Below are 22,773 nucleotides of genomic sequence, written 5' to 3'. Positions count from 1 at the left end.
GTTCTTGTTGAATCCTCACAATCTGCTTAGCTGCACGGTAAACACAGTGCCCTCCCCCAGGGTGCTTTTTACGCTAATCTGGCCGCCGTGGAGGTCGATGCAGCGTTTGGCGATCGCCAATCCCAGACCCGTCCCCGGAATTTCACCAACATTGCTGGCTCGGTGAAACGGCTCAAACAATTGCGGCATCGCTTCTGGTGGAATGCCAATGCCCTCATCTTTGACCTGAAGCCCAATCATGTCTGGCTGGCAAGACACCGTTAGAGACACGCAGCCTCCGTCAGGGGAATACTTCACAGCATTGGATAGCAGATTGTTTACCACATGCCATAGCAGCTTGTGATCAAGCCGAGTAATGCAAGGCGCTCCGTCTGAGGAGAATGCTAATTCACACTGATGGTCAGAGGTGTAGCGCCAGACCTCTACCTGCTCTTCGCAAAAGCTCGCCACATCAATGGGTGTAGGGAGGAATTCCAGACGGTCGGAATGCATTCGCTCTAGCAAAAGAATATCTTCTAGCAACAGGCTGAGACTTTCGGCAGCGGTTTGGATCTGCTGAAGATGCTGCTGCTGTTTATCCGGAGGGAGCAGGTTGCCATAGCGTTGTAATGAATCAATACAAGCTCGAATCGCCATCAGCGGCGTGCGAATTTCGTGGGAAACCACGGCCAGGCGTTCGGCGCGGCGCTGCATTTCGGCTTCGGTCAGTCGTTGAGCGGCTTCGGCAGCAGTTTCGGCGCGGTGGCGGGCCAGGGCAATTTCAATTGTGGTCGCTAGAATGCGATCGTTGAAGGGTTTGAGGACGTATCCATAGGGGTGCGAGGCTGTAACTCGCTCTAGCGTCGCTTGATCAGCATTGGCTGTGAGGTAAACCACAGGAATGTGGAGTTGGGTTTGAATTTGTTCAGAAGCATCGATACCGTCTATCTCTCCAGGCAGTCGGATGTCCATCAGCACCAAATCGGGTCGCAGTTGCTCGGCCCGTCGCACTGCGTCGATGCCCGTATCGGCAACTGCCACAATTTCGTAGCCAAACCGCTCTAGCGATTCCCGCAGGTCGTATGCAATCAGGTGTTCATCTTCAACAATGAGCAGACGGGTGGGTGGCATAGGATAACGGGCTGTTAAGCGGGCAGATTAGCGATTGGAAAACGAATGATAAACGCTGTCCCCAATTCACGCTGAAGCTCTAAGTCGCCCTGCAATTGGGCAACTAGGCTGCGGACGATGACCAGTCCCAAGGAGTTGGTGTGCTGCCAGTCCAAATCGGGCGGCATTCCAACACCATCGTCACTCACCGTTAGCGTTCCCAGGCAGGATGTTGTGCCGTCGTCAGGTGGCTGAATTTCTACACAGATAGTAATATTACCGGATTGGCCTTCTGGGAAGGCATATTTCAGCGCATTCGAGACTAGCTCGTTGATAATCAGGCCGCAGGGAATGGCTGTGTTGAGGTTGAGGCTGAAGCCGTGGGTAGCGATCGCCGGAACGATGTGTTTTGGATTTACGCCATAGGTTTGAAACAAATTGGCCACCAGCGTCCGAATATAGTTATCCAGGTCAATTTGCGAGAAATTGGCCGATTGATAGAGCTGCTCGTGAATAATCGCCATCGACTGCACCCGATTTTGGGATTCTAGCAGCAGCATCGCCGTGGTGCGATCGTCTAGGCGGCGGGCCTGCATTCGCAGCAGGCTGGAAATCACCTGCAAGTTATTCTTGACGCGATGGTGGATCTCTTTGAGCAGCACCTCTTTTTCCTGGAGGGAGGTGCGAATTTGGGCATCGGCCTGTTTGCGATCGCCAATTTCCTGCACCATCGCCACGCCATAGCCCAATCGGCTCAGATCATTGCGGACAAAGCAGGCCGTCAGTTCTACCCAGAGGGTATGCCCGTCTTTGTGAATTAGGCGCTTTTCAATGCGGAAATGGGGAACTTCCTGTGGGCTTTTGGGATGGCTGGTTTCGCGCATGGCTTGCTCCAGCAGCGGTGCAGACAAATTCCAGTCGGCAGGATGGGTAATATCTGCGGGGGTGAAGCGAGTTATTTCTTCGACAGTGTAGCCGAGCATTTGGCAGAAGCGCTGGTTTGCTCGGAGGATGCGTCCTGTCTCTGGCGACAGCAGCAGGATACCGATAGGGGCATTTTCAAACAGTTGCCGAAACATTTGTTCGCTCTGGCGCAGTGCGGCTTCGGTTTGTTTGAGATGGGTTACGTCCATCGTCACGCCAATCAGCTTAACCGCGATACCTGCATCATCAAATAAGTATGTGCCCCGTTCGTAGAGCCAGTGCGTAGAGCCGTCTAGCCAAACGACGCGATACTCCAGGTCGTAGGGCGTGTGGGTTTGCAAAGATTCGCGTTCTGTTGTTTCTAACAAATCTTGGTCGTTGGGATGAACCCGTTCATAGAACGACTGGTGAACCGGACGGGGGCTGATCTCGTTGCCGTGGGAATCGAGGACGCGCCCGTCGGCATCGGTGCAATAGCCCAGAACGGCGTAGTTTTCGGGCGACCAGGTTTGCGCTCCAGTCGCTATGTCGTGCTCCCAGATGCCCATTTGGGCGATGGATAGCGAGATCTGGAGTTGGGCGGTGCGTTCGCGCACTCGTTGTTCCAGCTCACGGTTGAGGCGTTGGAGGTCGGCTTCGACCCGCTGCCGCTCGGCAAGTTCTGCCTGGGCTGTTTGATACAGATGGGATTGCTGAATGGCGATCGCCATCTGATCTGCAACCAGGCGCACCAGCGCCAGCTCATCTTCTCGCCACGTCTTTGAGTGTCTATTGCACGCCAGCCCCAGCGCCCCCCAGACCAGGCCCTCCACCCGCAGCGGCATCAGCAGCCAGTGACCCAATACAGGATCGCTCTCAACTGGATACGCCGGGTCAACCACCGACAGGCCATCTGTGCGATCCAGCTGCACCATTTCCAGGCGTTTTAGCCGAGCCGCAACCGGATTATTGTCATCGGGAATTTCTAGACCTGGTGCGCGAAAATTGGGGCTGTGAGAGTAGCTGGCTACGTCTACCCAAACCCGTCGCTGCGCGTCGTAGCGCGATACCCAAGCGCCGTTCACCGCCAGCAAAGAGGCTAATTCACGGGTAGCCGTGGCAAAAATATCTTCCAGGTCAAGCGAGTTGCGAATCGCCTGCATGACCCGGTTGAGCGCTCGTTCGCGGGCAAATTGCTGATGCAGCGAGGCCTGGGCCTGCAAACGATCGGCCTCAATTCGCTTGCGATCGCTGATGTCTCGCAGAATGGTGGTGAACACGACCTCTCCACCCTGCACCAACTTGGACACCGAGGCTTCGGCCGGAAACTCGCTGCCGTCTTTGCGGCGGGCCCGCACCTCGCCCAAGAGCCGATTGTTCCATCGCTGCGGTTCTGAGTGGAGGGGCGATCGCTGATGGGGCGATCGCAACGACGTTGACTCATGGATTGCTTCACGGTCTGTTTCAAAGAAACCCTGGGGCAGCAGCAAATCGATTGATTGCCCCATCACCTCAGCGCTGCCATAGCCAAAAATGCGCTCGGCGCTCTGATTAAACAGAATGATCCGCTGAGACTGGTCAACCGAAATAATGGCATCTGCGGCAATGTCGAGAATGCCTGCCAGCCGAGCCTCAGACAGCCGCACGGCTTCTTCTGCCTGCTTGCGAGACGTGATATCCATCAATACGCCAATCATCTGGATGGGCACTTGATGGGCATCGTATCGGCCGCGAGCCAGCGCCAACATCCAGCGGACTGAGCCATCTGGCCAGATCACCCGATACTCGGCTCGGCAGTCCTGGTGTTGAGTGAGCGCGAGTTCGGCCATTCGCTCAGCGTAGTCCACGTCGTCGGGATGGACGGACTGCCGCCACAGGTCATAGGTGGACTGCTGATGGTTGGGCGTTAGCCCTAGCAGTCGAAAATGGTTGTCGTTCCAGGTGACTTGCCCCGTCTCCAGGTTCCAGTCCCACAGCCCAATATGGTTGAGGTCGAGCGCAGCCCTCAGGACGACTTCTTGTTTTTGCAAAGCTAGATTTGCCTGTTTTCGATCTGTAATATCGAAGCTCAGGACATTCACAACCTGACTGGTTTGCCCATCCACAGATGGAACGGGGGGCTGCACTCGAAATCGGGTACTAATCCAGCGCAGACCCTCAGTTTTGTGGGTAAAGCGATATTCCACCGCAAAGGTGCGCTGGCTGAGGGGGGTGTCTGAGTCAACGGCGAGGATGCTGGCAAAGATCGTCTGGGCGATCGCCCGATCGTCTGGATGAACCTGTTGCTGCCACAGGTCGGGTTGCGCGATGAAGTCCTGAGCGGAGTAGCCAAAGATGTGGGCATAGCCAGCGGAGCAGTAAACATAGTGCCAGCGCCCATCGGCAAAATGACGAATTTGGGCGATCGCCGCATCTACGCCATCTAGCAAGCCCTGCAATTGTTCCCTAGTCTGCTGCGCCGCTTGAGCTTGCTGGAGCGCGATCTGCTGCTGCTGAAGTTGGGCTTCTAGCTCAGCAATGCGCGATCGCAGCGCGGCTTCGCCCTCTAAAACCCAGCCCAAATGACCCGGCTGCCCCGCAGACGAGACTGGGTGAACCTGAGATTTGGGCGTTTGCGACTCGTCCATCGGATATTGTCAGGCGAACGTGAGGCGGACTAGAGGGCGATCGCACACTAGGGAGTGTCATCAATTAGATAAGCTGTAATCAGCAGTGATTCAGCTATCTGACGATTATGACAACCCGACGCTACGCCCTGCGCGATGACCAATGGGAACGGCTCCAAGATTTGCTCCCTGGACGAGCGGGGGCGGTGGGAGTCACAGCAAAGGATAATCGTCTGTTTGTCGAGGCAGTGCTATATCGATATCGAGCCGGCATTCCCTGGCGAGACTTGCCAGAGCGGTTTGGTCATTTTCGCAAGGTTCACACCCGCTTTCGGCGCTGGGCAAAGACGGGCGTATGGCAACGGGTGTTTCAGGTGCTGTCTGAAGATGCAGACAACGAATACGCCATGATCGACACCACGATTGTGCGTGCTCATCAGCATAGTGCTGGGGCAAAGGGGGGGATGCCAATGCCCAAGCCATTGGTCGTAGTAAAGGGGGATTGAGCACCAAGATTCATGCGACTGTCGATGCACTGGGCAATCCGACAGGCTTTCACCTCACACCCGGGCAGACCTGTGACCTTGATGGGGCTGATGTGCTGCTAGAGAACATTCAAGCTGATACAGTCCTGGCTGACAAAGGATATGACGCAGACCAACGGGTGATTGAGCGACTCCAACAACAGGGCAAGGCTGCTGTGATTCCGCCCAAGCGAAACCGCAAGACACCGCGTGAATACGACAAGGAGCTATACAAAGCGCGGCACTTAATTGAGAACTTCTTTGCCAAACTCAAGCAGTACCGAGCGATTGCGACACGCTATGACAAGTTAGCCGAAACGTTTCTGGGTGCAATTTACATGGCGGCTGCCCTGACTTGGCTTAATTGATCACACGCCCTAGCTCTACAAAAGCTCTAAAGAAACAGAAATAAACCCGTAAATTCTCATAACTTATCTCATAACTTAGACGACTGAACGGCCGCCAAATTTCGCCAAATTTCTTGCCCGGTTTTCTTCATCAGCTTCTTTACTAGCCTTCATAATTAGCCTTTATAAACTTCCATCATAGATTTCTCTGATGAAACCAGAGTCTTATACATACGCGATGCCTGTTCCAGAAATCAAGTCCTCTTGAGGACTTTGAGAAAGCTTTTATATTCCTCTTTATCCTTTCAACTTGTTCTTTCAAGTCAGGCAAGACTTAGAACAGCAATTGTTTTCTAAGTTTTGAATCATTTCAAAACTTGTCAACCTGGCTGAATCTCCGCTGAATCTCTGCTAGATCTCTACAGACAGCATGATATGGAGCATTAGGAGCATCTTCGTTCATCCTGCTGGTCCTTCCCAAGGGGCAAGATGCAGGATTAAAACAGACAAGACGTAACGCACCGTTTACAATTTATGAGGGAATTTCTGATTCTCAGATTCCCGGGCTGAGTGCCCCCAAACGTTTAGCTCTACAGTCTAAGCTCTGACCTCCAAACTTTTGACATAAACTCTAATTCGCTAGCTCCCTATGCCGCTCAAACCTGGTGACCCCGCCCCCGACTTTAGCCTCCCCGACGGCAACGGTAATCCTGTAAACCTCAAGGATTTTCGCGGCAAGTGGGTCGTGCTGTATTTCTACCCGCGAGACAATACGCCGGGATGTACGACCGAAGCCTGCGGGTTTCGCGATGCCTATGCAGATTACGAGGCTAGCGACGTGGTGGTGCTGGGTGTTAGCACCGACGATGCCAAATCGCACACCAAGTTTACGACCAAGTATAATCTGCCTTTCCCACTGTTGACGGATGCCGATGGCGCAGTCGGCACGGCTTACGAGAGCTATGGGCTGAAAAAGTTTATGGGCAAGGAATATATGGGCATCAGCCGCAATACCTTCCTGATTGACCCGGATGGAAAGATTGCCAAAGTCTACCTCAAGGTCAAGCCCGACAATCACGCAACGCAAATCCTCGAAGATTTGGCGGCGCTTAGGGCATAGATAGCTCCAGACCAGCCTGCAATTATCCCAGCCCTAACCCGTTATGAACCAAGTCTGGCGATATCTGAAAACAGGACTCGGCGTGGTGTTTCGGCATCCGCTGACGGGCACCAGCATCATCCCCATTCTGCCCGATGGCAAAATTGTGCTGGTGAAGCGACGCGACAACGGGCGCTGGAGTTTGCCTGGTGGAATGATTGATTGGGGAGAAGATATCCACAGTTCAGTAAAGCGGGAACTAGAGGAAGAGACAGGACTGCGGCTGATCAACGTGCGGCGGTTAGTGGGTGTGTATTCGTCGCCCGGTCGCGACCCCCGGTTTCACTCGATCTGTATTGCGATCGCCGTTGAGGTCGAAGGCGCGTTTATGGTGCAAGACCTGCTAGAGGTGGAAGAGGTGCGAGCATTTGAGCCGACTGCAATTCCCCATGGGCATCTGTCTCACGACCACGATCGCCAGCTTCAGGATTATTTTGCAGGACTGACAACGCTAGCGTAATGTGTAGTCTGGGGTCGGTTCCCCATATCCCGACGACTTCAGACACCTTAGGATGACTCTACCTATTCGCAACGGACGCATTCGCCTGTCCCAGGGACAGATCTTTTGGCGTGAGGTGGGGCAAGGCGTGCCAATCGTGCTGCTCCACGACACCTGGAGCGACGGTGGCGAGTGGCTAGCGGTGGTGGATCTACTAGCCGAGCGGTATCACTGTTTGATGCCAGATTTGCTGGGTTTTGGCGAGTCGGAGCGGCCGCGGCTGCATTATTCTGTGGCGCTGGAGGTGGACTGTCTGGCAGAGTGGCTGGAGGCGCTGCGGCTGCGGCGGGTCTCCCTGGTGGGCGTGGGCGTAGGGGCTTGGGTGGCGGCGAGTTTTGCGCTAAAGCACGAAGAAAAGGTGGATGGACTGGTGCTGCTGGCTCCGGAGGGGGTGAAGGTGGTGGGGAGCGAACAGCGGTGGCGCGGTGGGCGATCGCTCGTCTCCCGCGTCCCTCTAGCTCGCTGGCTGCTGAATCTGGTTGCGCCCGTCGCAAGGTTGCTAGGTTGGCGCAGCCTGCTGAAGTTGCAAGAGCGGGTGCGTTTATGGCGGCGATCGCCCGCAGCCAGCCAAATCTTGTTCAACCGTCGCCCGGTGGAAATTCAGGCAGAATACATCGGCGGCACGTCTAGTGGCTCGACCAGCGGCCCGATCAGCAGCTCGACCGGAACCCACGGACAGCATCTCTCCTGGCTCAAAGTACCGCTGCTGCTGCTGCAAGGCGACGCAGAACGCTCCCTCATCGCCGCCCAGATTCGCGCCTACACCGATGCCCCTCTGGCTCAGGTGCAAACGCTGCCAGGTCAAGATTTATTGCAAACGTCCCCAGAAGCCGTCGCCCGCTCGATTCACGCTTTTATCCGCAGCCAGGGCTGACCAGTTGCCGCCGTCAAACATCCACTGTCGCTGTGATCCTGAAGTTAATCTGAAGCCTGAAGAACTGTAATCTAACGCACTAATCCAGCCATACTGAGCGATGTAGGTTGCATCTAGCGGTTTCTGGAGGTCGATGGGTAAGTTTAGATTTAAGTATTAGACTTAGGAACTGGTTTAGGTAACAGTGTGTTTCAGATATTTCAGACAACTTCAAGTAACTTCAAGCAACTTCAAACGACTCGAAACATTGAATCCGACACATCAAGAAATGCTATGAAGTGATGAATTTCTTAGCTGCATAAGGCACGTTTTCAGAAGTGGATCAGGTTTGCAGCCTGGCCAGTTTTGCCAGAGCAGCTCTGAGATTCTCATGAGATTCGCAATGGTTTCGTGGTTCAAGCATCTCTTTCACGACATCTCCGTAGGAATGACTGGATATATGCATGTAGAGGACGATCGCACTGGAATGGAAGTGGGTACGCTTAAGCGGGCCCTAGCAGATAACCTGTACTGCATCCAGGGGAAAGATGAATACTTTGCAACGGCCTACGACTATTACATGGCGCTGGCCTACACGGTGCGCGATCGCCTCACCCATCGCCGCATCAAGACCGCCCAGACCTATTTTGAGCGCGATGCCAAGATGGTCTACTATCTCTCCGCCGAGTTTCTCATCGGGCGGCTGCTGGTCAACAACCTGATCAATCTGGGCATGTACGACCAAATGCGCCAAGCCCTCAAAGAATCTGGGCTAAACCTGGACGACCTGCTAGAGCGCGAAGAAGAACCCGGACTGGGCAACGGCGGGCTGGGTCGTCTGGCTGCCTGTTTTCTAGACTCGATGGCGACGCTGGAAATTCCCGCAATGGGCTACGGCATCCGCTACGAGTTCGGCATCTTCCGCCAGCTCATCGCCAACGGCTGGCAGCACGAATGCCCCGACAACTGGCTGCGCTTTGGCAACCCCTGGGAGATCGCCCGCCCCGACTACGTTGTCGAGGTGAAATTTGGCGGACACACCGAAGCCTTTACCGACGACCAGGGCAACTACCGCGTCCACTGGATGGCCCGCAACACGGTCTACGGCACGCCCTATGACACACCCGTTCCAGGCTACCACAACAACACGGTGAACACGCTGCGGCTGTGGAGTGCCCGCGCTGGCGAAGATTTCAACTTCCAGGTGTTCGACGCGGGCGACTACACCCAGGCAGTTGCTGAAAAGACCTTCTCGGAAAACATTTCCAAGGTTCTCTATCCTAACGACAACACGCCCCAAGGTAAGGAACTGCGGCTCAAGCAGGAATATTTCTTCGTCTCTTGTTCTCTACAAGACATCATTCGCCTATACCTGCGGAAGCATGACAATTTCGACGCTTTTCCCGACAAGGTGGCGATCCAGCTCAACGATACCCACCCGGCGATCGGCGTGGCAGAGTTGATGCGCCTGCTGATCGATGAACATGGTGTCGAGTGGAACCACGCCTGGGACATCACTCGCCGCACCTTTGCTTACACCAACCACACGCTGCTGGCGGAGGCGCTGGAGAAGTGGTCGGTGAACCTGTTCCGCAAGCTGCTGCCGCGCCACCTGGAAATCATCTACGAAATTAACTACAAGTTTCTGGATGAGGTGCGATCAAAGTATCCTGATGAGCCAGAGCGCCTGGCCCGCATGTCGCTGATTCAGGAAGGGCATGAGCAGATGGTGCGGATGGCGCATCTGGCCTGCGTCGGCAGCCACACGGTCAACGGCGTAGCGGCGCTGCACACCGAGCTGGTGAAGCAGGAACTCATGCATGACTTCTACGAGATGTTCCCGGAGAAGTTCCAGAACAAGACCAACGGCATTACGCCCCGGCGCTGGCTGCTGATGAGCAATCCGGCGCTGTCAAGCCTAATTACTGAAAAGATTGGCGACCGTTGGATTACAAACCTGGACGACCTGCGTCGGCTGGAGGAATTTGTTCATCATGCCGATTTTCAACAGCGCTGGCGCGACATCAAGCAGTTCAACAAGCAGCGGCTGGCAGATCACATTCTCCGCAACAATGGCATTGAAGTTAGCCCCCATTCGCTGTTTGACGTGCAGATCAAGCGAATTCACGAATACAAGCGGCAGTTGCTGAACGTGCTGCATGTGATTACGCTGTATCACCGGATGAAGGCGAATCCTGGCATGGATATGCTGCCGCGCACGGTGATTTTTGGCGGCAAGGCGGCTCCGGGATATTTTATGGCCAAGATGGTGGTGAAGCTAATCAACTCCGTCGCTGACATGGTGAACCATGACCCCGACGTGGGCGATCGCCTCAAGGTGATCTTCCTGGCTAACTACGGCGTGGCCCTGGGTGAAATCTCCTATCCCGCTGCCGACCTGTCGGAGCAGATTTCCACCGCTGGCAAAGAGGCATCGGGCACTGGCAACATGAAGTTTGCGCTAAACGGGGCGCTGACCATTGGCACGCTGGACGGCGCAAACGTGGAAATTCGCGAAGAGGTGGGTGCAGAGAACTTCTTCCTGTTTGGGCTGACTGCGCCCGAAGTGCTGGAGATAAAAGCTAAGGGCTACAACCCGCAGCATTTCTATCAGGGCGATGAGGAACTGCGCCAGGTCGTGGATTCTATCCGCTCCGGCTACTTCTCACCCAAGGAGCCGGATCTATTCCGGGCGATCGTAGACGCACTGATGCACGGCGACGAGTATATGCTGATGGCAGACTACCGCGCCTATGTGGACTGCCAAGATCGCGTTACCGAGGCCTATCGAAACCAGGACGAATGGACGCGAATGTCGATTCTGAACGTAGCTCGGATGGGTAAGTTCTCATCCGATCGCACGATTCGGGAATACTGCAACGACATCTGGCACGTGCAGCCGATAAGTGTGACGCTGGGCGAATATCGCTCAGAAACGGCAGGACTTCGACAGATCTAGGGGTTGGGGTGAGGAGTGGCAAGGAGGGTGTCTGAGAAGTTTTAGCGAAACAAGAAAGGCCCTCATCCGGTAGTACTGCAATCGTTTTATAAATCCACTCCTTAGCAGACCAACGCCCCGGCCAATTCGTCGAGAATCCCCAAGAGATTAAAAGCCTCCGATGACTGACGGATCACCGGAGGCTTGCCTTCTATCAAACGTGCCAACTTTGGGCTAGTCGCCTGATATTTCGCTAAAACAATTCGGATTCAGAGAGGGCATCGCAGCCGCACGAGTGCCAACACTGGAATTTTTTTGGAAAGTAATCTGGAAGTATTGGGAACTTTGCGTAGAATTTGCGGGTTTGACTGTAAGCCGTCTGACTAGCTCGATCGCCCGTCCGCAGAAATTCTTACGCCTGTCTAGAGTAGTATTCCACCACTAGCAGTTCATTGATCGACAGCGCAACCCATTCCCGATCGATTACGCCGTTTACCTTACCAGTCAGCTTGTTTTTGTCAAACTCCAGGTGGCTGGGCAGGTTTGCCAAACCGGGGAACTGGAGATTTTCTTCTACAAGCTTCCGAGAGCGATCGCTGTCTCGCACGCCGATTTCCATACCGGGCTTGCACTGGAAGCTGGGAATGTCTACCACTCTGCCGTTGACGGTGACGTGGCCATGATTCACCAATTGACGCGCTGCTGGAATAGTCGGAGCCATGCCCATGCGAAATACGGTGTTATCCAGCCGCATTTCCAGCAGTTGCAGCAGCGACTCGCCTGTAGAACCAGAGGCGCGACGAGCTTTACGAACATAGCGAAGCAGTTGACGCTCGGTGAGACCGTAGTTGTACCGGAGCTTTTGCTTCTCTTCTAGACGGACGGCATACTCAGTACGCTTTTTGCGGGTCTGACCGTGCTGTCCGGGGGGATATGCCCGCTTGGGGCTTTTGCGCGTCAGTCCGGGCAGTTCTCCCAGACGGCGCACCACTCTGAGGCGGGGACCTCGATATCGTGCCATTAGATTCCTCTCCGAAATGCTTTCCCAAAACTAACATTGTATCGCTTTATCTGCGAAGTGAAAAGATCAACTTTCAAGGCACCTTGCAAGCAAAGCGAGAGAGGAACGGAGGGGGATTCGATGGGGTGGCGCTCTACCCGTCTCTCTTCGGTTACCCAAAATCAACTGGCATACAGAACACGCAGCAAGGTTCCGTGGGAACTGTAGACTATGGACTGAACGATTCAGCGCTGGAGTGGACGAGTATGCAACCGCTAATCATTGCCCACCGGGGCGCATCGGCAAATGCCAAGGAAAATACGCTGTCAGCGTTTGAGCGGGCGATCGCCTTTGGGGCAGACATGGTGGAGTTTGACGTGCGCCGCACCAAGGATCGGGTGCTGGTGATTTACCACGATGCCGACGTGAACGAGAAGCCCATTCGCAAGCTGACCTACACTGAACTGCAAACCCTCGACCCCGATATTCCCACCCTGACAGAGGTCGTGGATTTGTGCAAAGGAAAAATCCGGCTGGATGTCGAGCTAAAAGAGGCCGGCTACGAAAAGCAGGTGATGGAAATCCTCAGGCCAGCCTTCGATGCTGAGTCGATGGTGGTTACGTCGTTCCACCCCTTTGCCATCCGCCGCATCAAGCAACACTACCCCGACGTTAAGGCGGGGTTTTTATTTGGTCATGGTACGGTTAAGTTTTGCAAGTCCTTTCGGCTGAATGCGAAGTCGGTGCGCGATCGCGTCCGAGAAATGCGAGCCGATTTTATCGCCCCAAACTGGCAACTGCTGAGCCATAGCCTGCTGTCGCAGGTGGTGATGGGCGATCGCCCAGTTTGGGTGTGGACGGTGAACGATGAGCCGCTGATGACGGATTTGCTGGGCGATCGCCGGATTCAGGGCATCATTACCGACCGGCCCGATGTGGGAATGCAGATCCGCGCGGCGCATCCTGATGCAGTGCTGGCGGGGCGACTCTAGCGCGATGCCCGAACCATCAGCAAAAGTCCGGCAGCGAGTCCAAATAGGTTGGGAATCCAGGCCCCCAGCACAGGGGGCAGGGCCCCAGCCTGGGCGATCGCCCCAAAAATGAAGTACAGGATATAGTACGCAAAAATAATCAGAATACTAAGGGCGAACCCAGTTGCTCGCCCAGCCCGCCGCAGTTGTGACCCCAGCGTTGCCCCTACCAGCCCAAAGACGACGCAGACAAACGGCAGCGAAATCTTCTGCTGAATTCGCACCCTCAGTTCGCGAATTTTGCCCAGGTTGCCCGCTGGCTCGATGATCTTCAAATATTCCCGCGATTCGGCGATGTTCATCTCGCCATAGTCTTTGCTGCGCTGGGCCAGGTCGAGGGGCGATCGCGGCAGGGCGAGCTGCTGCTCGGTAAACCGCACAATATTCCGAAACGAGCCATCCGGCGACACCACATAAATTGTGCCGTTTTCAAAGTCCCAGGCGCTTTGCTGCGGATTCCACTGGGCCGACTCGGCACTCACAATTTGATTGAGTCCTTCCCGCGAAAAATCGAGAATCGTCAGCCCCCGCATCCGTTTGCCGTCAAACTCCTTCGAGTAAAAAATTCGCGCTAGGGCGCTTTCGCGGCTGCCATCCGGCTGTTGAACCTGTTGAAACTCCTGATAGAGAATATTGCTCTCTCGATATTCTACCTGCTCCTGATTCAGCGCCGCCCGCAGCGTTGTCGAAGCCCGCAAATTTGCCGCAGGCACAATCGACTCGTTAAACGCAAACATCAGCCCCGTGATCAGCAGGCAAAAAATCAGCGCAGGCAGCATCAAGCGCTGGGTGCTAATGCCGCAGCCTCGCAGCGCTACCAGTTCGCTATCGCTCGACAGTCGCCCAAAGGTCATCAGCGTAGACAACAGCGTCGCCATCGGCAGCCCATACACAATGAATTCGGGAAACTTGAGCAGCAGCACCTCGATGGCTTTGGCAATCGGCAGTCCCTTTTCAACCACCTGGTTCACTAGATAGAACAGACTATCCACCGATACCCCAATTGAGGTAAACGCCCCCACCCCAAAGAGGAACGTTGGCAGCAATTCTGAAATGATGTACCGATCCATCACCGGAATCGGCAGAAGGCGCTGCCACCAGGGCTGGCGGGGCTGGTAGGGGCGAGTGAGGGTGGTCATAGGAAGGGGTGAGTTTGGTGCAGGAGAAGAAAGTGCAGGGGAAGAAGCTGAGGGAGAATAGCCTGTTACAGGGTGGGGGGTTGGAGGTGCTTTTAGAGCCGCTTTCGCATCAGAGTAATCCGGCTGTCCCCTCCCCACCCCGCCATGCTCTAACCCGCTCAAGGCTGAAAGCTATCGCCCAGGTAATACTGTCGCACCAGGGGATTGGCGTAAAGTTCTTCGGTGCTGCCGGAGGCGAGGATTTCGCCATCGCGCATGATGTAGGCGCGGTCGGTGATGGCGAGGGTTTCGCGGACGTTGTGGTCGGTGATTAGGATACCAATTTGGCGATCGCGCAGGGTGGCAATAATCTCCTGAATTTCGGCAACGGCGATTGGGTCAACGCCTGCAAAGGGTTCGTCCAATAAAAGAAACTGGGGCCCGTGGATGCCTGCTGCCAGGGCGCGGGCGATTTCGGTGCGGCGGCGCTCTCCGCCAGATACGCGGTTTCCGGGTGTCCCTGCAACAGTTTCCAGGCGAAATTCCTTGAGTAGTCCGCGGAGCCGAGCCTCATGCTCTTCAGCGGGCACACCTGTTTGTTGAAAGACAAGCAGGATGTTGTCACGCACGCTGAGGTTGCGGAAAATGCTTGGCTCTTGGGCCAAGTAGCCAACGCCCATCCTGGCGCGTTCCTGAATTGGCAAACGAGTAATTTCCTGATTGTCTAGCCAGACGCGGCCTTGGTCTGGGCGCTCGATTCCCGTTGCAATATAAAAGGTGGTCGTCTTGCCAGCCCCGTTTGGCCCCAGCAGCCCCACCACTTCGCCTTGCCCAACTGAAAGGCTGACGCGATTGACTACCTGCCGCCGCCCGTAAGATTTATGAATGTTCTCTAAGACAATCTTCAACGGCGTACTCGCAGCAGATGGAATCAGCCAATGATTTTATCAAACAAGCGGCGGTTCAGAAGGCAGGAGTGCCTAAAAGTGCCTAAATCTACCCAAACGGGTTATCCGTCTGACCCAATGCGTAATACGCAAATCCAAATTATTCTGGACTTTCGGGAAGCTTGAATTCTGGTTTGGGATTGAAAGCGGGCGGTGCGGCGGGGTTGCTGCCCGTGGTGGGGTTGGGGTCGGGCACGATGTAGATGGCTTCGACCTGCTGCCCGCGATCGGGGAGGGCGAGAAAGCGCCCTTCGTCCACTAGGTACGTGACCACCTCGCCACGCAGGCTGTTGCCCTCTTGCAAGACGTAGACATTGCCGCTGAGGACGATGCGGCGCTCGCGGCTGAAGTATTGTGCCTGCACAGCGGTCGCCTGGATCTGTCGGGCGGGGTAGGTGATGCGGACATTCCCCCGCGCCGTGATGACCCCAGTGACAGCGTTGGCTTCGGTAGTGTCTGCTTCGAGACGGAGGGGGCTGGCCAGCCGGGGGGCGGGGCCTGCGCGGTGGCAGCGTGGAAGGCGGCGGTGGGCAGCGTCAGGGCGATCGCCAACCCAGCGATCCACATCTGTTTCGCCTTCGGTTTTGCTTCCTGCGTTGCCCGACGTGCGCCTACCGTAGCAGTGCTAAAAAAACGAGAGAAAACCATCATTGGGTTGCCCGGTGGTGAATTCGAAAGCCAGTGAAATCGAACCGACAGCGTTCTGAACGGTCGTGGTGCCCCTGCAAAATATTAGCAATACTAGCGCTGTGCCCCTCAGTTCGAGATCCGCAGAGTCCTAGCTTTTTAAGAGAAAAAGACGCTAGAGCGCCTCAGAAGGTTCCTCAAAAAGCTTCCCAAATCGATCTTCTGAGACGTTCCCTCAAAAAATTCTCTGAGAATTTCTTCAAGGGCGATCGCCCTTCTACACAGATCCGCAGAGCAACGAATCGACCAGGCTTGTTTGGCACTATCTCACGGGATAAATTGTAGGCAGGCATGGGGCCTCGCAGTCTAGAGACGTGGAGAGCGATCGCCATAGCTCCGCCGCCTGTTCTGGCCCGCGCTGCTGCAAGTCCTCCAAGATCGCCGCGCTTTGATGAACCAACTGCTCCACATCAACCCCGCCATAGTCTGGTGTATAGCGCCCCAGTCGCCGCAGCCCCTCACCCAGCAGCATTGTTGCCCCACGCCCGTTGCCATTGCTGAGGTGATAGAGCGCCACCGCAATTTGCAGCACACCCTGATAAAACGTCCGATCTGGCTCCATTGCTTCCATCCAGATTGCCTCTAGGGTGTCATGACACTCATAGAATTGGCGATGATTAAATTGCTCAACCCCATCCCAAAATGCTGCTTCAAGCATATTTTCCTGAATCAATTCATTGGATTAAATTCACTAGATAAACCAAATTATCAACGGATTAACAGTAAAGCTTTCTCGATATCAAGAGGCAATTGATAATGTGGTTGCTGTTGATACAAAATCTCTACGGTCAAACCCTGAAACACCTCGATCGAATGCCTGTAGCATTTCCATCAGGCACGAACCCGCAAAACCCTAATTGAGCTTTTCCTGGTGCGTTTATTTGTCGATTAATCTACCTCTTATAAAAAAGATTTACAAAATATCTATCTGTGTCCTATCCCCCCTGAGGGCATTGAAATCTGGGGCACAACCAGATTAACTGTGAGTGTTAAAAAGCACTGTTGAAAGACCTGCGAAATCTGCTCTAAATCTGTTTGTGTCTCAAGGCCGTATAGCTTGATTACATCGCCCGGTTTAGCATAGACAGAGTTCCAGCAATCCGTCGAGAATCTGAAGTGAATCTGAAGATTTATTTCTCCCAGGTCTTATCTAAGATACTGTGTGGAGGTTGCTGTGTTCGACAAGAAACTCAATATTAATTCAAGATTTGGCAAGCATCGTCAGGCATAGTTTGAACGGCGAGTTGAATCATCACAAAAGGACATGCAAAAAAGTATGTGGAAGAGTTATTTAAACCAATCATTCAAATCGTCCCTTAGATCATCGGTCAAAAGTGCTGGGTTTGCGCTGCTGGCAGTTGGACTGCTTTCTGCCTGCTCTGGTGACGATGCGCCTCAAAGTAATGCCCAGCAGGGAGAAACGCAGGCCCAGGCGCAAGGTCAGGGGACTTTGCAGATTCGGGCCAACGGCGAGGATTTTGTGCGTCAGGGGTTTGTGTCTAAGGATGGATGGGAGGTGTCTTTCGACCATGTGTATGTCAATCTAGCGGATATTACCGCTTATCAGACTGATCCGCCGTTTAATCCCGAAGGCGCAGACCCCATCCGGGCGCAGCAGCAGGTGACGCTGCCTGGCGAAAAAACAGTTGACCTAGCGGCAGGCGATGAAAATGCAGACCCGATTCTGGTGGGAGAGGTGGCGGCTCCGGCGGGTCGTTATAATGCGCTGTCATGGCGGATGGCGATCGCCAAGGACGGTCCTGCCAAGGGCTATGCGCTGGTGATCGTGGGAACGGGCGTAAAAGATGGGCAAACGGTGAACTTTACGCTCAACCTGGATCGCGAAATGACGTTTACCTGTGGGGATTTTGTGGGAGACGAACGCAAGGGCATCCTGGAGGCGAACAGCAACGCCGACCTGGAAGCCACGTTCCACTTTGACCACCTGTTTGGGGATGGCGATGCTCCGGCAGAGGATGAACTCAACATGGGAGCGTTGGGTTTCGAGCCGATCGCCGCGCTGGCTCAAAATGGACAGGCCAGAGCCGACTTGAAAACCCTGAACGCGAGTTTGTCTAAGGAAAACCGCGACTTGTTGGACAGCATCTTGCCCTCGCTGGGGCATGTGGGCGAGGGTCACTGTCGCCAGTCTTAATCGCCAGTTTTAGTCACCAGTCTTAATCGCCAGTCTCAGGTCGTTTGTCTTACAGTTTGGAGTGATTTGGGAACGATTTGGCAATTTCTAGCCAGATTGATTCAGGATAGGCATGTTTAGTCGAGTGAGCTAAGGTTGGGCGTTTTGAAGCGAGGGTTGAGTATGGATCACCAGAGAGCGAAAGGGATAGGGCGCTTTTCGGAACGCTTTTGGCGGTTCAGGTTGCACGTTGCTACGCGGTGTGGGGTGCTGCGATTCGGCTTGCTGGCGATCGCCACCGGGTTTGTGATTACCCACCTCTCTACACCGGCCCACGCCCACGGGGTTGATATTACCTATCAGGAAACGCAGGCGATCGCCCTGGAAGCTCGCTACGACGGTGGACAGCCCATGTCTGGGGCCCAGGTTGCAGTCTTTTCGCCCGCCGATCCGCAAACCCCCTGGCTGCGGGGCACGGCCGATGAATCCGGTCGCTTTCTCTTTGCGCCTGACCCGTCCCAACCTGGCAACTGGGAGGTGCAAGTGCGGCAGGCAGGGCATGGCGAAATTTTGGTGATTCCGGTAGGGGGCGGTGCAGCGGCGGGCGCTGGTGAACCTGCATCCGCTGCCACCAGTTCCTCTGAAACCAGTTCCTCTGCAATCAGTCCCCCGGGATTGCGCTCCGGCGGCGGGCTAAATCCAATTCAAAGATTCGTCATGGCGGCTTCGGTCATCTGGGGTTGCGTAGGAACGGCGCTGTTTTTTTCTCGACGACCCAAGGCTCACAATGCACATACCTGATGGTATCCTCCCCGCGCCCGTCTGCATTGGTGGCTATGCGCTGGCGGCCCCGCTGCTGGGTTATGCGCTGCGGAAAATTAACCGAATGCCAGACGTGACGGAGCAAATCCCCAAGGCATCCCTGCTGACAGCTGCCTTTTTCATTGCGTCGTCCATTCACATTCCGATTCCGCCAGCAAGTGTGCATCTGGTGCTGAACGGGCTGCTGGGCGCGGTGTTGGGCTATTTTGCGGTGCCTGCGATCGCCATTGGGCTATTTCTGCAAGCGGTCATGTTTGGGCACGGCGGCCTGACGACGCTAGGCGTTAACACCGTGATGATGGGCTTTCCGGCACTGATAGCCGCCTGGGTGTTTCGGCTCCGTCATCAGTTTGGGCGGCGGCTGGGGGCGCGGCTGGCAGATCTCCTGTTTGCATTTTTGGCCGGAGCCATTGGGCTGGGGCTGGCGGCAATCATCTTCTTTGGGCTGATTTTGGCGACGATTCCCGGTGGACTGGATGCTCAGGCAGAGCGGGTTGCCGTCTATGGACTCGTTGCGTCGCATGTTCCGCTGGCGATGATTGAAGGCGTGTTTACAGCAATGCTGGTGGGCTTTTTGCAGCGGGTCAAGCCAGAGCTGTTACAAGACCCGACTCGATCTGACTCGTCGGCGTTGCAGCCAGCCAGCCAGCCCTCAAAAAAATCGACGGGCGGGAGGGCTGCATGAGGCTGGTGATGGATGAGTTTGCCCATCTCGACTCGCCGATCCACCGCTGGGAGCCGCGTTGCAAGCTTCTGGGGCTGGTAACGCTGATGTTTGCCTTTGCATTTGTAGAGCGGGGGTGGCTGGTGCCTGTGGTGCTGGCGATCGCCCTCTCGCTCTACTGGCTGTCTCGGCTGCCCCTCTCGTTTTTGCGATCGCGCCTGCGCTATCCGGGCTATTTTCTGCTGGGCGTAGTGGCGCTGCTGCCGTTCTGTTCGGGGCAGACCGTCCTGTGGCAGCTGGGGCCCGTGGCGCTGCGTCAAGAAGGGCTGTCTGCCATGCTGCTGATTGCGGGGCGATTTTTAGCCATCGTCACAACGGGCTTTATTTTGCTGGGCACAACGCCGTTTCTGACGCTGGTGGCTACGCTGCGATCGCTCGGTCTGCCGCCTGTGCTGGCCGACATGACCCTGCTGACCTATCGCTACCTGTTCGACCTAGCCGAAACCCTGGCTACTATGAAACTGGCCATGCGGCTGCGCGGCTTTGGGCAAGTTCCATCGGGCGATCGCCATCGGAAGTTCTCCATCCCTTTTCTGCCCCGGCGAACCGATCTGGGTAACTTATCTGCTTTGGCAGGAACCTTACTCATCCGCAGCTATGAACAGTCTGAGCGCGTCTACAAAGCCATGCGGCTGCGCGGCTACGGCTATACGCCCCGATCCAGCGCTGCACCTGTAGTACACAAAAAAACGCCGTTTTCTACCCTCGATTTGGCTAGCGTGATGGGGGTGGCGGGTGCAGTTGGTTTGGCGATCGCCCTGCTGGGGCTGGGATTCGTCCCCGTCTCCTCCGGCATTCCTCAACTTACCCATCTCCTATCGTTTCGCTAGCTCGCTGCTTCATTTCCAACGCGCTAATCCTGACTCAATGACCCAAACCAATCTTCGCCCAACCTGCTCTGACCCTGTTTGCGCCTCGATTCCTGACGCGCTGACCGTGGCAAATCTCACCTTTGCCTATCCCGGACAGCCCTGCACACTGCAAGACGTATCGCTGCAAATCGCAGACGGCGAGCGGGTCGGCATCATCGGCCACAACGGCTGCGGCAAGACGACGCTGTTCACCCTGATGTGTGGGGTGCTGCGCCCCGATGCAGGCGAGATTTTCCTGTTTGGAGAACCTGTGCTGCCGGGACAGTTTCATCCAGGCGTGGGACTACTGTTTCAATCGCCTAACGATCAGCTTTTCTCGGCATCGGTGTGGGATGATGTCGCCTTTGGCCCACAGAATATGGGCCTGTCGCCCGAAGCGGTGGCCCAGCGGGTGCAAGAGGCGCTGATGCTGACGGGTACGGCTGACCTCGCAGCGCGACCGCCGCATCACCTGTCGGGCGGGCAAAAGCAGATGGTGGCGATCGCCGGAATTTTGGCCATGCGTCCCCGCGTCGTGTTATACGACGAACCTTCTGCCAGCCTGGATCTCCGCACCCGTCGCCGCCTAATCCAGTTTTTGCAGCGTGCGCCCCAGACCTTGCTGATCGCATCTCATGATCTAGAACTGGTGCTAGAAGTGTGCGATCGCGTCATTTTGCTGGACGAGGGGCGGATCATTGCCGACGGCGACCCGCGCCAGATCATGGGCGATCAGGAACTCATGGAAGCGCATGGCCTCGAAAAACCCCACTCCTTAATCCCCCACATCCTGCCACACCACGACTAGTCTTGCATCTCCCATTTCCCAGATTATTTTGAAACAAGATCGCACATAAAATCGCTAAAACCCTTGCCACCTTGCGGACGGGCAATCCAAAATCGCCAATCTAAAATCCAAAACCAATTCCAAAGACTCATTCCCCTGCAGAAGCGTTGAGCATGATGCTGCGATAGTGAGATTCGACCCAGTGGTGCTGCGATCGCCTGGTTTCTGAATTCAGCGGCTGCTGTCGCAATGCTCGATACAGCGCATGGGTGTCCACCGTTTGCACCTGGCCCCCTGCCACCCGTAGCCGCCCCTGCACCCACACCGCATCGACAACCTGCGTCGGTCGTCCCAATACCAAAAGCTGGAGCGGGTTGGTGCGCGGCAGCATCGAAGGATGGTCGAGGTTGTAAAGCACCAGATCCGCGTCCATTCCAGGAGTAAGGCTGCCCGTGCGATCGCCCAAATTCACGCCCTTTGCGCCGCCGACGGTCGCCAAGTGCAGCGCCCGCTCCGGCGTTAGCCAGTTCTCGTAATCGCTGTCGGAAACGGTATGCAAAATCGTGCCTAGCTTGATCGCCTCCAGCAGGTTTTGGGCATCGTTGCTGGCGGCTCCGTCGCAGCCAAAGGATACATTTAGCCCCGCCTGCAAACACTTGAGAATGGGAGCCACACCGCTCCCCAGGCGCAAATTGCTGACAGGATTATGCACCAGTGTCGCCCCTATGGATGCCAGCAGCGGAATATCGGCCTCGTCAATCCAGACCCCGTGAGCTAGAGACGTGCGCGGCCCCAGGCAGCCTAGATTATAGAGATGCTGCACTGCACTAATTCCATAGCGTTCCTGGGCAAGACGATACTGTGTGCGGGTTTCGAGCAGGTGAGTATGATAACAAAGCTGATGGCGATCGCCCAGTTCAGCACAACCCGTCAGCAGTTCGTCCGAGCAGCGATGGAAACCTGTCGGCCCTAGCCCGATGTAAATGCCCTCGTCGGGAGCGTGAAATTCGTCAATCAGCGTCTCCATCAGCGCCAGCCACTCCGCCGCAGACCGGGACGAAGCAGACTGCGGCAACAGGCAGCCCTTTGGAAAGCCCGACGCAAACGGCAAATCCTGAATCAGCGGCGCAATCACGGCGCGAATGCCCACCTCCCGATAGCCGCGTACCAGCGCCTCTACCGTCTCCCGCTCCTGCCCCGGAATCAGATACGCATGATCCATCAGGCAAGTGCCGCCCGACAGCAGCGTATCCACCGCCGTACTCACTGCGCCCCAGTAGAACTGCTCTAACTGCCGTGGCGTGGAGTCGAACACGTTTGCCAGCCACAGTTCCAGCGGCAACTGAGGAATCAGCCCCCGCTGCCACACCTGAGAAGAATGGGTATGTCCATTCACAAAACCAGGGAGCAATAACTTATCCTCACCTGTAATGACTTGCTGATCCGGATCGTCTGGCAGGCTGAAAGCAGGCGCAACAGCCTGGATTTTCTGATCAGTTAGTAAAACGTCAACTGACTTTAGAGCAAGATGCTGATAAGCAAGGACATTACGAATGAGAGTTTTCATAGCAGGGATCTGAGTTTTTACGGTTAGGGATTCAAACTAGATACCATGAAAGCTCGCTGTCAACTCGTTTCATTGAAATTAGAACCTACGCAGTTGGACGATCTCTTGCGGGCCGCAGCTGTGAGAAATTGCCCAAAACTCAGAAAACTTACCGCAAGTGCGTAAGTCCTGGAAATAAAAAAGAGGT

Annotated in this window: 19 protein-coding genes; 11 read left to right on the top strand and 8 right to left on the bottom strand. The window is 55.4% G+C overall.

From position 1 onward, the window contains the following. Nucleotides 1-15: 15 nt before the first annotated feature. Nucleotides 16-1,110, bottom strand: a complete 1,095-nt coding sequence (locus O77CONTIG1_RS02125) for an ATP-binding protein (protein WP_068507684.1) — start codon at nucleotides 1,108-1,110, stop codon at nucleotides 16-18. 14 nt (nucleotides 1,111-1,124) lie between these two features. Beyond that, nucleotides 1,125-4,619, bottom strand: coding sequence for a PAS domain-containing protein (locus O77CONTIG1_RS02120; RefSeq protein ID WP_068507682.1), 3,495 nt, complete (start codon nucleotides 4,617-4,619; stop codon nucleotides 1,125-1,127). 107 nt (nucleotides 4,620-4,726) lie between these two features. On the opposite strand from O77CONTIG1_RS02120, the gene O77CONTIG1_RS23200 reads away from it, so the two are divergent. From O77CONTIG1_RS23200 to O77CONTIG1_RS02090, 5 genes are all read left to right on the top strand, one after another. After that, a protein-coding gene (locus O77CONTIG1_RS23200; protein ID WP_410503483.1) for an IS5 family transposase occupies nucleotides 4,727-5,490 on the top strand; the annotation gives its coding sequence in 2 pieces (ribosomal slippage) (nucleotides 4,727-5,057 and nucleotides 5,057-5,490; 765 coding nt in all). Between the two features lie 628 nt (nucleotides 5,491-6,118). Further along, nucleotides 6,119-6,589 carry a thioredoxin-dependent thiol peroxidase gene (gene bcp, locus O77CONTIG1_RS02105; protein ID WP_068507675.1) on the top strand — a complete coding sequence of 157 codons (471 nt, stop codon included), beginning with the start codon at nucleotides 6,119-6,121 and terminating at the stop codon, nucleotides 6,587-6,589. A 43-nt stretch (nucleotides 6,590-6,632) separates the two neighbouring features. After that, nucleotides 6,633-7,088 carry an NUDIX domain-containing protein gene (locus O77CONTIG1_RS02100; RefSeq protein ID WP_068507673.1) on the top strand — a complete coding sequence of 152 codons (456 nt, stop codon included), beginning with the start codon at nucleotides 6,633-6,635 and terminating at the stop codon, nucleotides 7,086-7,088. Nucleotides 7,089-7,140: 52 nt separating this feature from the next. Beyond that, nucleotides 7,141-8,001: an alpha/beta fold hydrolase gene (locus tag O77CONTIG1_RS02095; RefSeq protein ID WP_068507671.1), complete on the top strand. Its 861-nt coding sequence runs from the start codon at nucleotides 7,141-7,143 to the stop codon at nucleotides 7,999-8,001. Nucleotides 8,002-8,440: 439 nt separating this feature from the next. After that, nucleotides 8,441-10,939, top strand: a complete 2,499-nt coding sequence (locus tag O77CONTIG1_RS02090) for a glycogen/starch/alpha-glucan phosphorylase (RefSeq protein ID WP_410503497.1) — start codon at nucleotides 8,441-8,443, stop codon at nucleotides 10,937-10,939. 391 nt (nucleotides 10,940-11,330) lie between these two features. Here the strand turns inward: O77CONTIG1_RS02090 and rpsD are convergent, their stop codons facing one another. Further along, entirely contained in the window at nucleotides 11,331-11,939 is a 609-nt protein-coding gene (rpsD, locus tag O77CONTIG1_RS02085; RefSeq protein WP_068507667.1) for a 30S ribosomal protein S4, read from the bottom strand. 194 nt (nucleotides 11,940-12,133) lie between these two features. Between rpsD and O77CONTIG1_RS02080 the strand changes: the two genes are divergently transcribed. Further along, the gene (locus O77CONTIG1_RS02080) at nucleotides 12,134-12,910 is read left to right on the top strand and encodes a glycerophosphodiester phosphodiesterase (RefSeq protein ID WP_156434849.1); all 777 of its coding nucleotides are present in this window, start codon (nucleotides 12,134-12,136) and stop codon (nucleotides 12,908-12,910) included. Here O77CONTIG1_RS02080 and O77CONTIG1_RS02075 read toward each other — a convergent pair. From O77CONTIG1_RS02075 to O77CONTIG1_RS02060, 4 genes are all read right to left on the bottom strand, one after another. Next, nucleotides 12,907-14,088 (bottom strand): LptF/LptG family permease, encoded by a 1,182-nt coding sequence (locus tag O77CONTIG1_RS02075; RefSeq protein WP_286132493.1) that lies wholly within the window; start codon nucleotides 14,086-14,088, stop codon nucleotides 12,907-12,909. The genes O77CONTIG1_RS02080 and O77CONTIG1_RS02075 overlap by 4 nt on opposite strands. A 158-nt stretch (nucleotides 14,089-14,246) precedes the next feature. Beyond that, nucleotides 14,247-14,975, bottom strand: a complete 729-nt coding sequence (lptB, locus tag O77CONTIG1_RS02070) for an LPS export ABC transporter ATP-binding protein (protein WP_068507664.1) — start codon at nucleotides 14,973-14,975, stop codon at nucleotides 14,247-14,249. A 139-nt stretch (nucleotides 14,976-15,114) separates the two neighbouring features. Further along, complete coding sequence (locus tag O77CONTIG1_RS02065) at nucleotides 15,115-15,579, bottom strand: LptA/OstA family protein (protein WP_084782034.1); 465 nt, start codon at nucleotides 15,577-15,579, stop codon at nucleotides 15,115-15,117. Nucleotides 15,580-15,963: 384 nt separating this feature from the next. Continuing rightward, nucleotides 15,964-16,359 carry a DUF309 domain-containing protein gene (locus O77CONTIG1_RS02060; RefSeq protein ID WP_068515867.1) on the bottom strand — a complete coding sequence of 132 codons (396 nt, stop codon included), beginning with the start codon at nucleotides 16,357-16,359 and terminating at the stop codon, nucleotides 15,964-15,966. A 618-nt stretch (nucleotides 16,360-16,977) separates the two neighbouring features. On the opposite strand from O77CONTIG1_RS02060, the gene O77CONTIG1_RS02055 reads away from it, so the two are divergent. The 5 genes from O77CONTIG1_RS02055 (at nucleotide 16,978) to O77CONTIG1_RS02035 (ending at nucleotide 21,040) form a co-directional block, all read left to right on the top strand. Then, nucleotides 16,978-17,856 (top strand): DUF4382 domain-containing protein, encoded by an 879-nt coding sequence (locus O77CONTIG1_RS02055; protein WP_172799627.1) that lies wholly within the window; start codon nucleotides 16,978-16,980, stop codon nucleotides 17,854-17,856. A 246-nt stretch (nucleotides 17,857-18,102) separates the two neighbouring features. Further along, nucleotides 18,103-18,636 (top strand): carboxypeptidase-like regulatory domain-containing protein, encoded by a 534-nt coding sequence (locus O77CONTIG1_RS02050; RefSeq protein WP_225894664.1) that lies wholly within the window; start codon nucleotides 18,103-18,105, stop codon nucleotides 18,634-18,636. Then, a complete protein-coding gene (gene cbiM / locus O77CONTIG1_RS02045; protein ID WP_084782031.1) occupies nucleotides 18,623-19,342 on the top strand; it encodes a cobalt transporter CbiM in 720 nt (239 codons plus the stop codon). Before O77CONTIG1_RS02050 ends, cbiM begins: the two co-directional genes overlap by 14 nt. Beyond that, the gene (gene cbiQ / locus O77CONTIG1_RS02040) at nucleotides 19,339-20,211 is read left to right on the top strand and encodes a cobalt ECF transporter T component CbiQ (protein WP_068507662.1); all 873 of its coding nucleotides are present in this window, start codon (nucleotides 19,339-19,341) and stop codon (nucleotides 20,209-20,211) included. The genes cbiM and cbiQ overlap by 4 nt, the downstream gene beginning before the upstream one ends. A gap of 37 nt (nucleotides 20,212-20,248) precedes the next feature. After that, on the top strand, nucleotides 20,249-21,040 hold the full coding sequence (locus O77CONTIG1_RS02035; protein WP_068507659.1) for an energy-coupling factor ABC transporter ATP-binding protein: 792 nt from the start codon (nucleotides 20,249-20,251) through the stop codon (nucleotides 21,038-21,040). Nucleotides 21,041-21,167: 127 nt separating this feature from the next. Here the strand turns inward: O77CONTIG1_RS02035 and O77CONTIG1_RS02030 are convergent, their stop codons facing one another. Then, on the bottom strand, nucleotides 21,168-22,586 hold the full coding sequence (locus tag O77CONTIG1_RS02030; RefSeq protein ID WP_068507657.1) for an amidohydrolase: 1,419 nt from the start codon (nucleotides 22,584-22,586) through the stop codon (nucleotides 21,168-21,170). Nucleotides 22,587-22,773: the final 187 nt, after the last annotated feature.

The organism is Leptolyngbya sp. O-77, from assembly GCF_001548395.1.
Taxonomy (GTDB): domain Bacteria; phylum Cyanobacteriota; class Cyanobacteriia; order Elainellales; family Elainellaceae; genus Thermoleptolyngbya.
The sequence above is the reverse complement of the archived record's forward strand: the minus strand, read 5'-3'. Positions and strand labels throughout refer to the sequence as shown.

Bases quoted from the DNA above. Each gene is read 5' to 3' on its own strand.
- O77CONTIG1_RS02125 (WP_068507684.1), bottom strand. From the start codon at position 1,110: ATGCCACCCACCCGTCTGCTCATTGTTGAAGATGAACACCTGATTGCA.
- O77CONTIG1_RS02120 (WP_068507682.1), bottom strand. From the start codon at position 4,619: ATGGACGAGTCGCAAACGCCCAAATCTCAGGTTCACCCAGTCTCGTCT.
- bcp (WP_068507675.1), top strand. From the start codon at position 6,119: ATGCCGCTCAAACCTGGTGACCCCGCCCCCGACTTTAGCCTCCCCGAC.
- O77CONTIG1_RS02100 (WP_068507673.1), top strand. From the start codon at position 6,633: ATGAACCAAGTCTGGCGATATCTGAAAACAGGACTCGGCGTGGTGTTT.
- O77CONTIG1_RS02095 (WP_068507671.1), top strand. From the start codon at position 7,141: ATGACTCTACCTATTCGCAACGGACGCATTCGCCTGTCCCAGGGACAG.
- O77CONTIG1_RS02090 (WP_410503497.1), top strand. From the start codon at position 8,441: ATGCATGTAGAGGACGATCGCACTGGAATGGAAGTGGGTACGCTTAAG.
- rpsD (WP_068507667.1), bottom strand. From the start codon at position 11,939: ATGGCACGATATCGAGGTCCCCGCCTCAGAGTGGTGCGCCGTCTGGGA.
- O77CONTIG1_RS02075 (WP_286132493.1), bottom strand. From the start codon at position 14,088: ATGACCACCCTCACTCGCCCCTACCAGCCCCGCCAGCCCTGGTGGCAG.
- O77CONTIG1_RS02060 (WP_068515867.1), bottom strand. From the start codon at position 16,359: ATGCTTGAAGCAGCATTTTGGGATGGGGTTGAGCAATTTAATCATCGC.
- O77CONTIG1_RS02055 (WP_172799627.1), top strand. From the start codon at position 16,978: ATGTGGAAGAGTTATTTAAACCAATCATTCAAATCGTCCCTTAGATCA.
- cbiM (WP_084782031.1), top strand. From the start codon at position 18,623: ATGCACATACCTGATGGTATCCTCCCCGCGCCCGTCTGCATTGGTGGC.
- cbiQ (WP_068507662.1), top strand. From the start codon at position 19,339: ATGAGGCTGGTGATGGATGAGTTTGCCCATCTCGACTCGCCGATCCAC.
- O77CONTIG1_RS02035 (WP_068507659.1), top strand. From the start codon at position 20,249: ATGACCCAAACCAATCTTCGCCCAACCTGCTCTGACCCTGTTTGCGCC.
- O77CONTIG1_RS02030 (WP_068507657.1), bottom strand. From the start codon at position 22,586: ATGAAAACTCTCATTCGTAATGTCCTTGCTTATCAGCATCTTGCTCTA.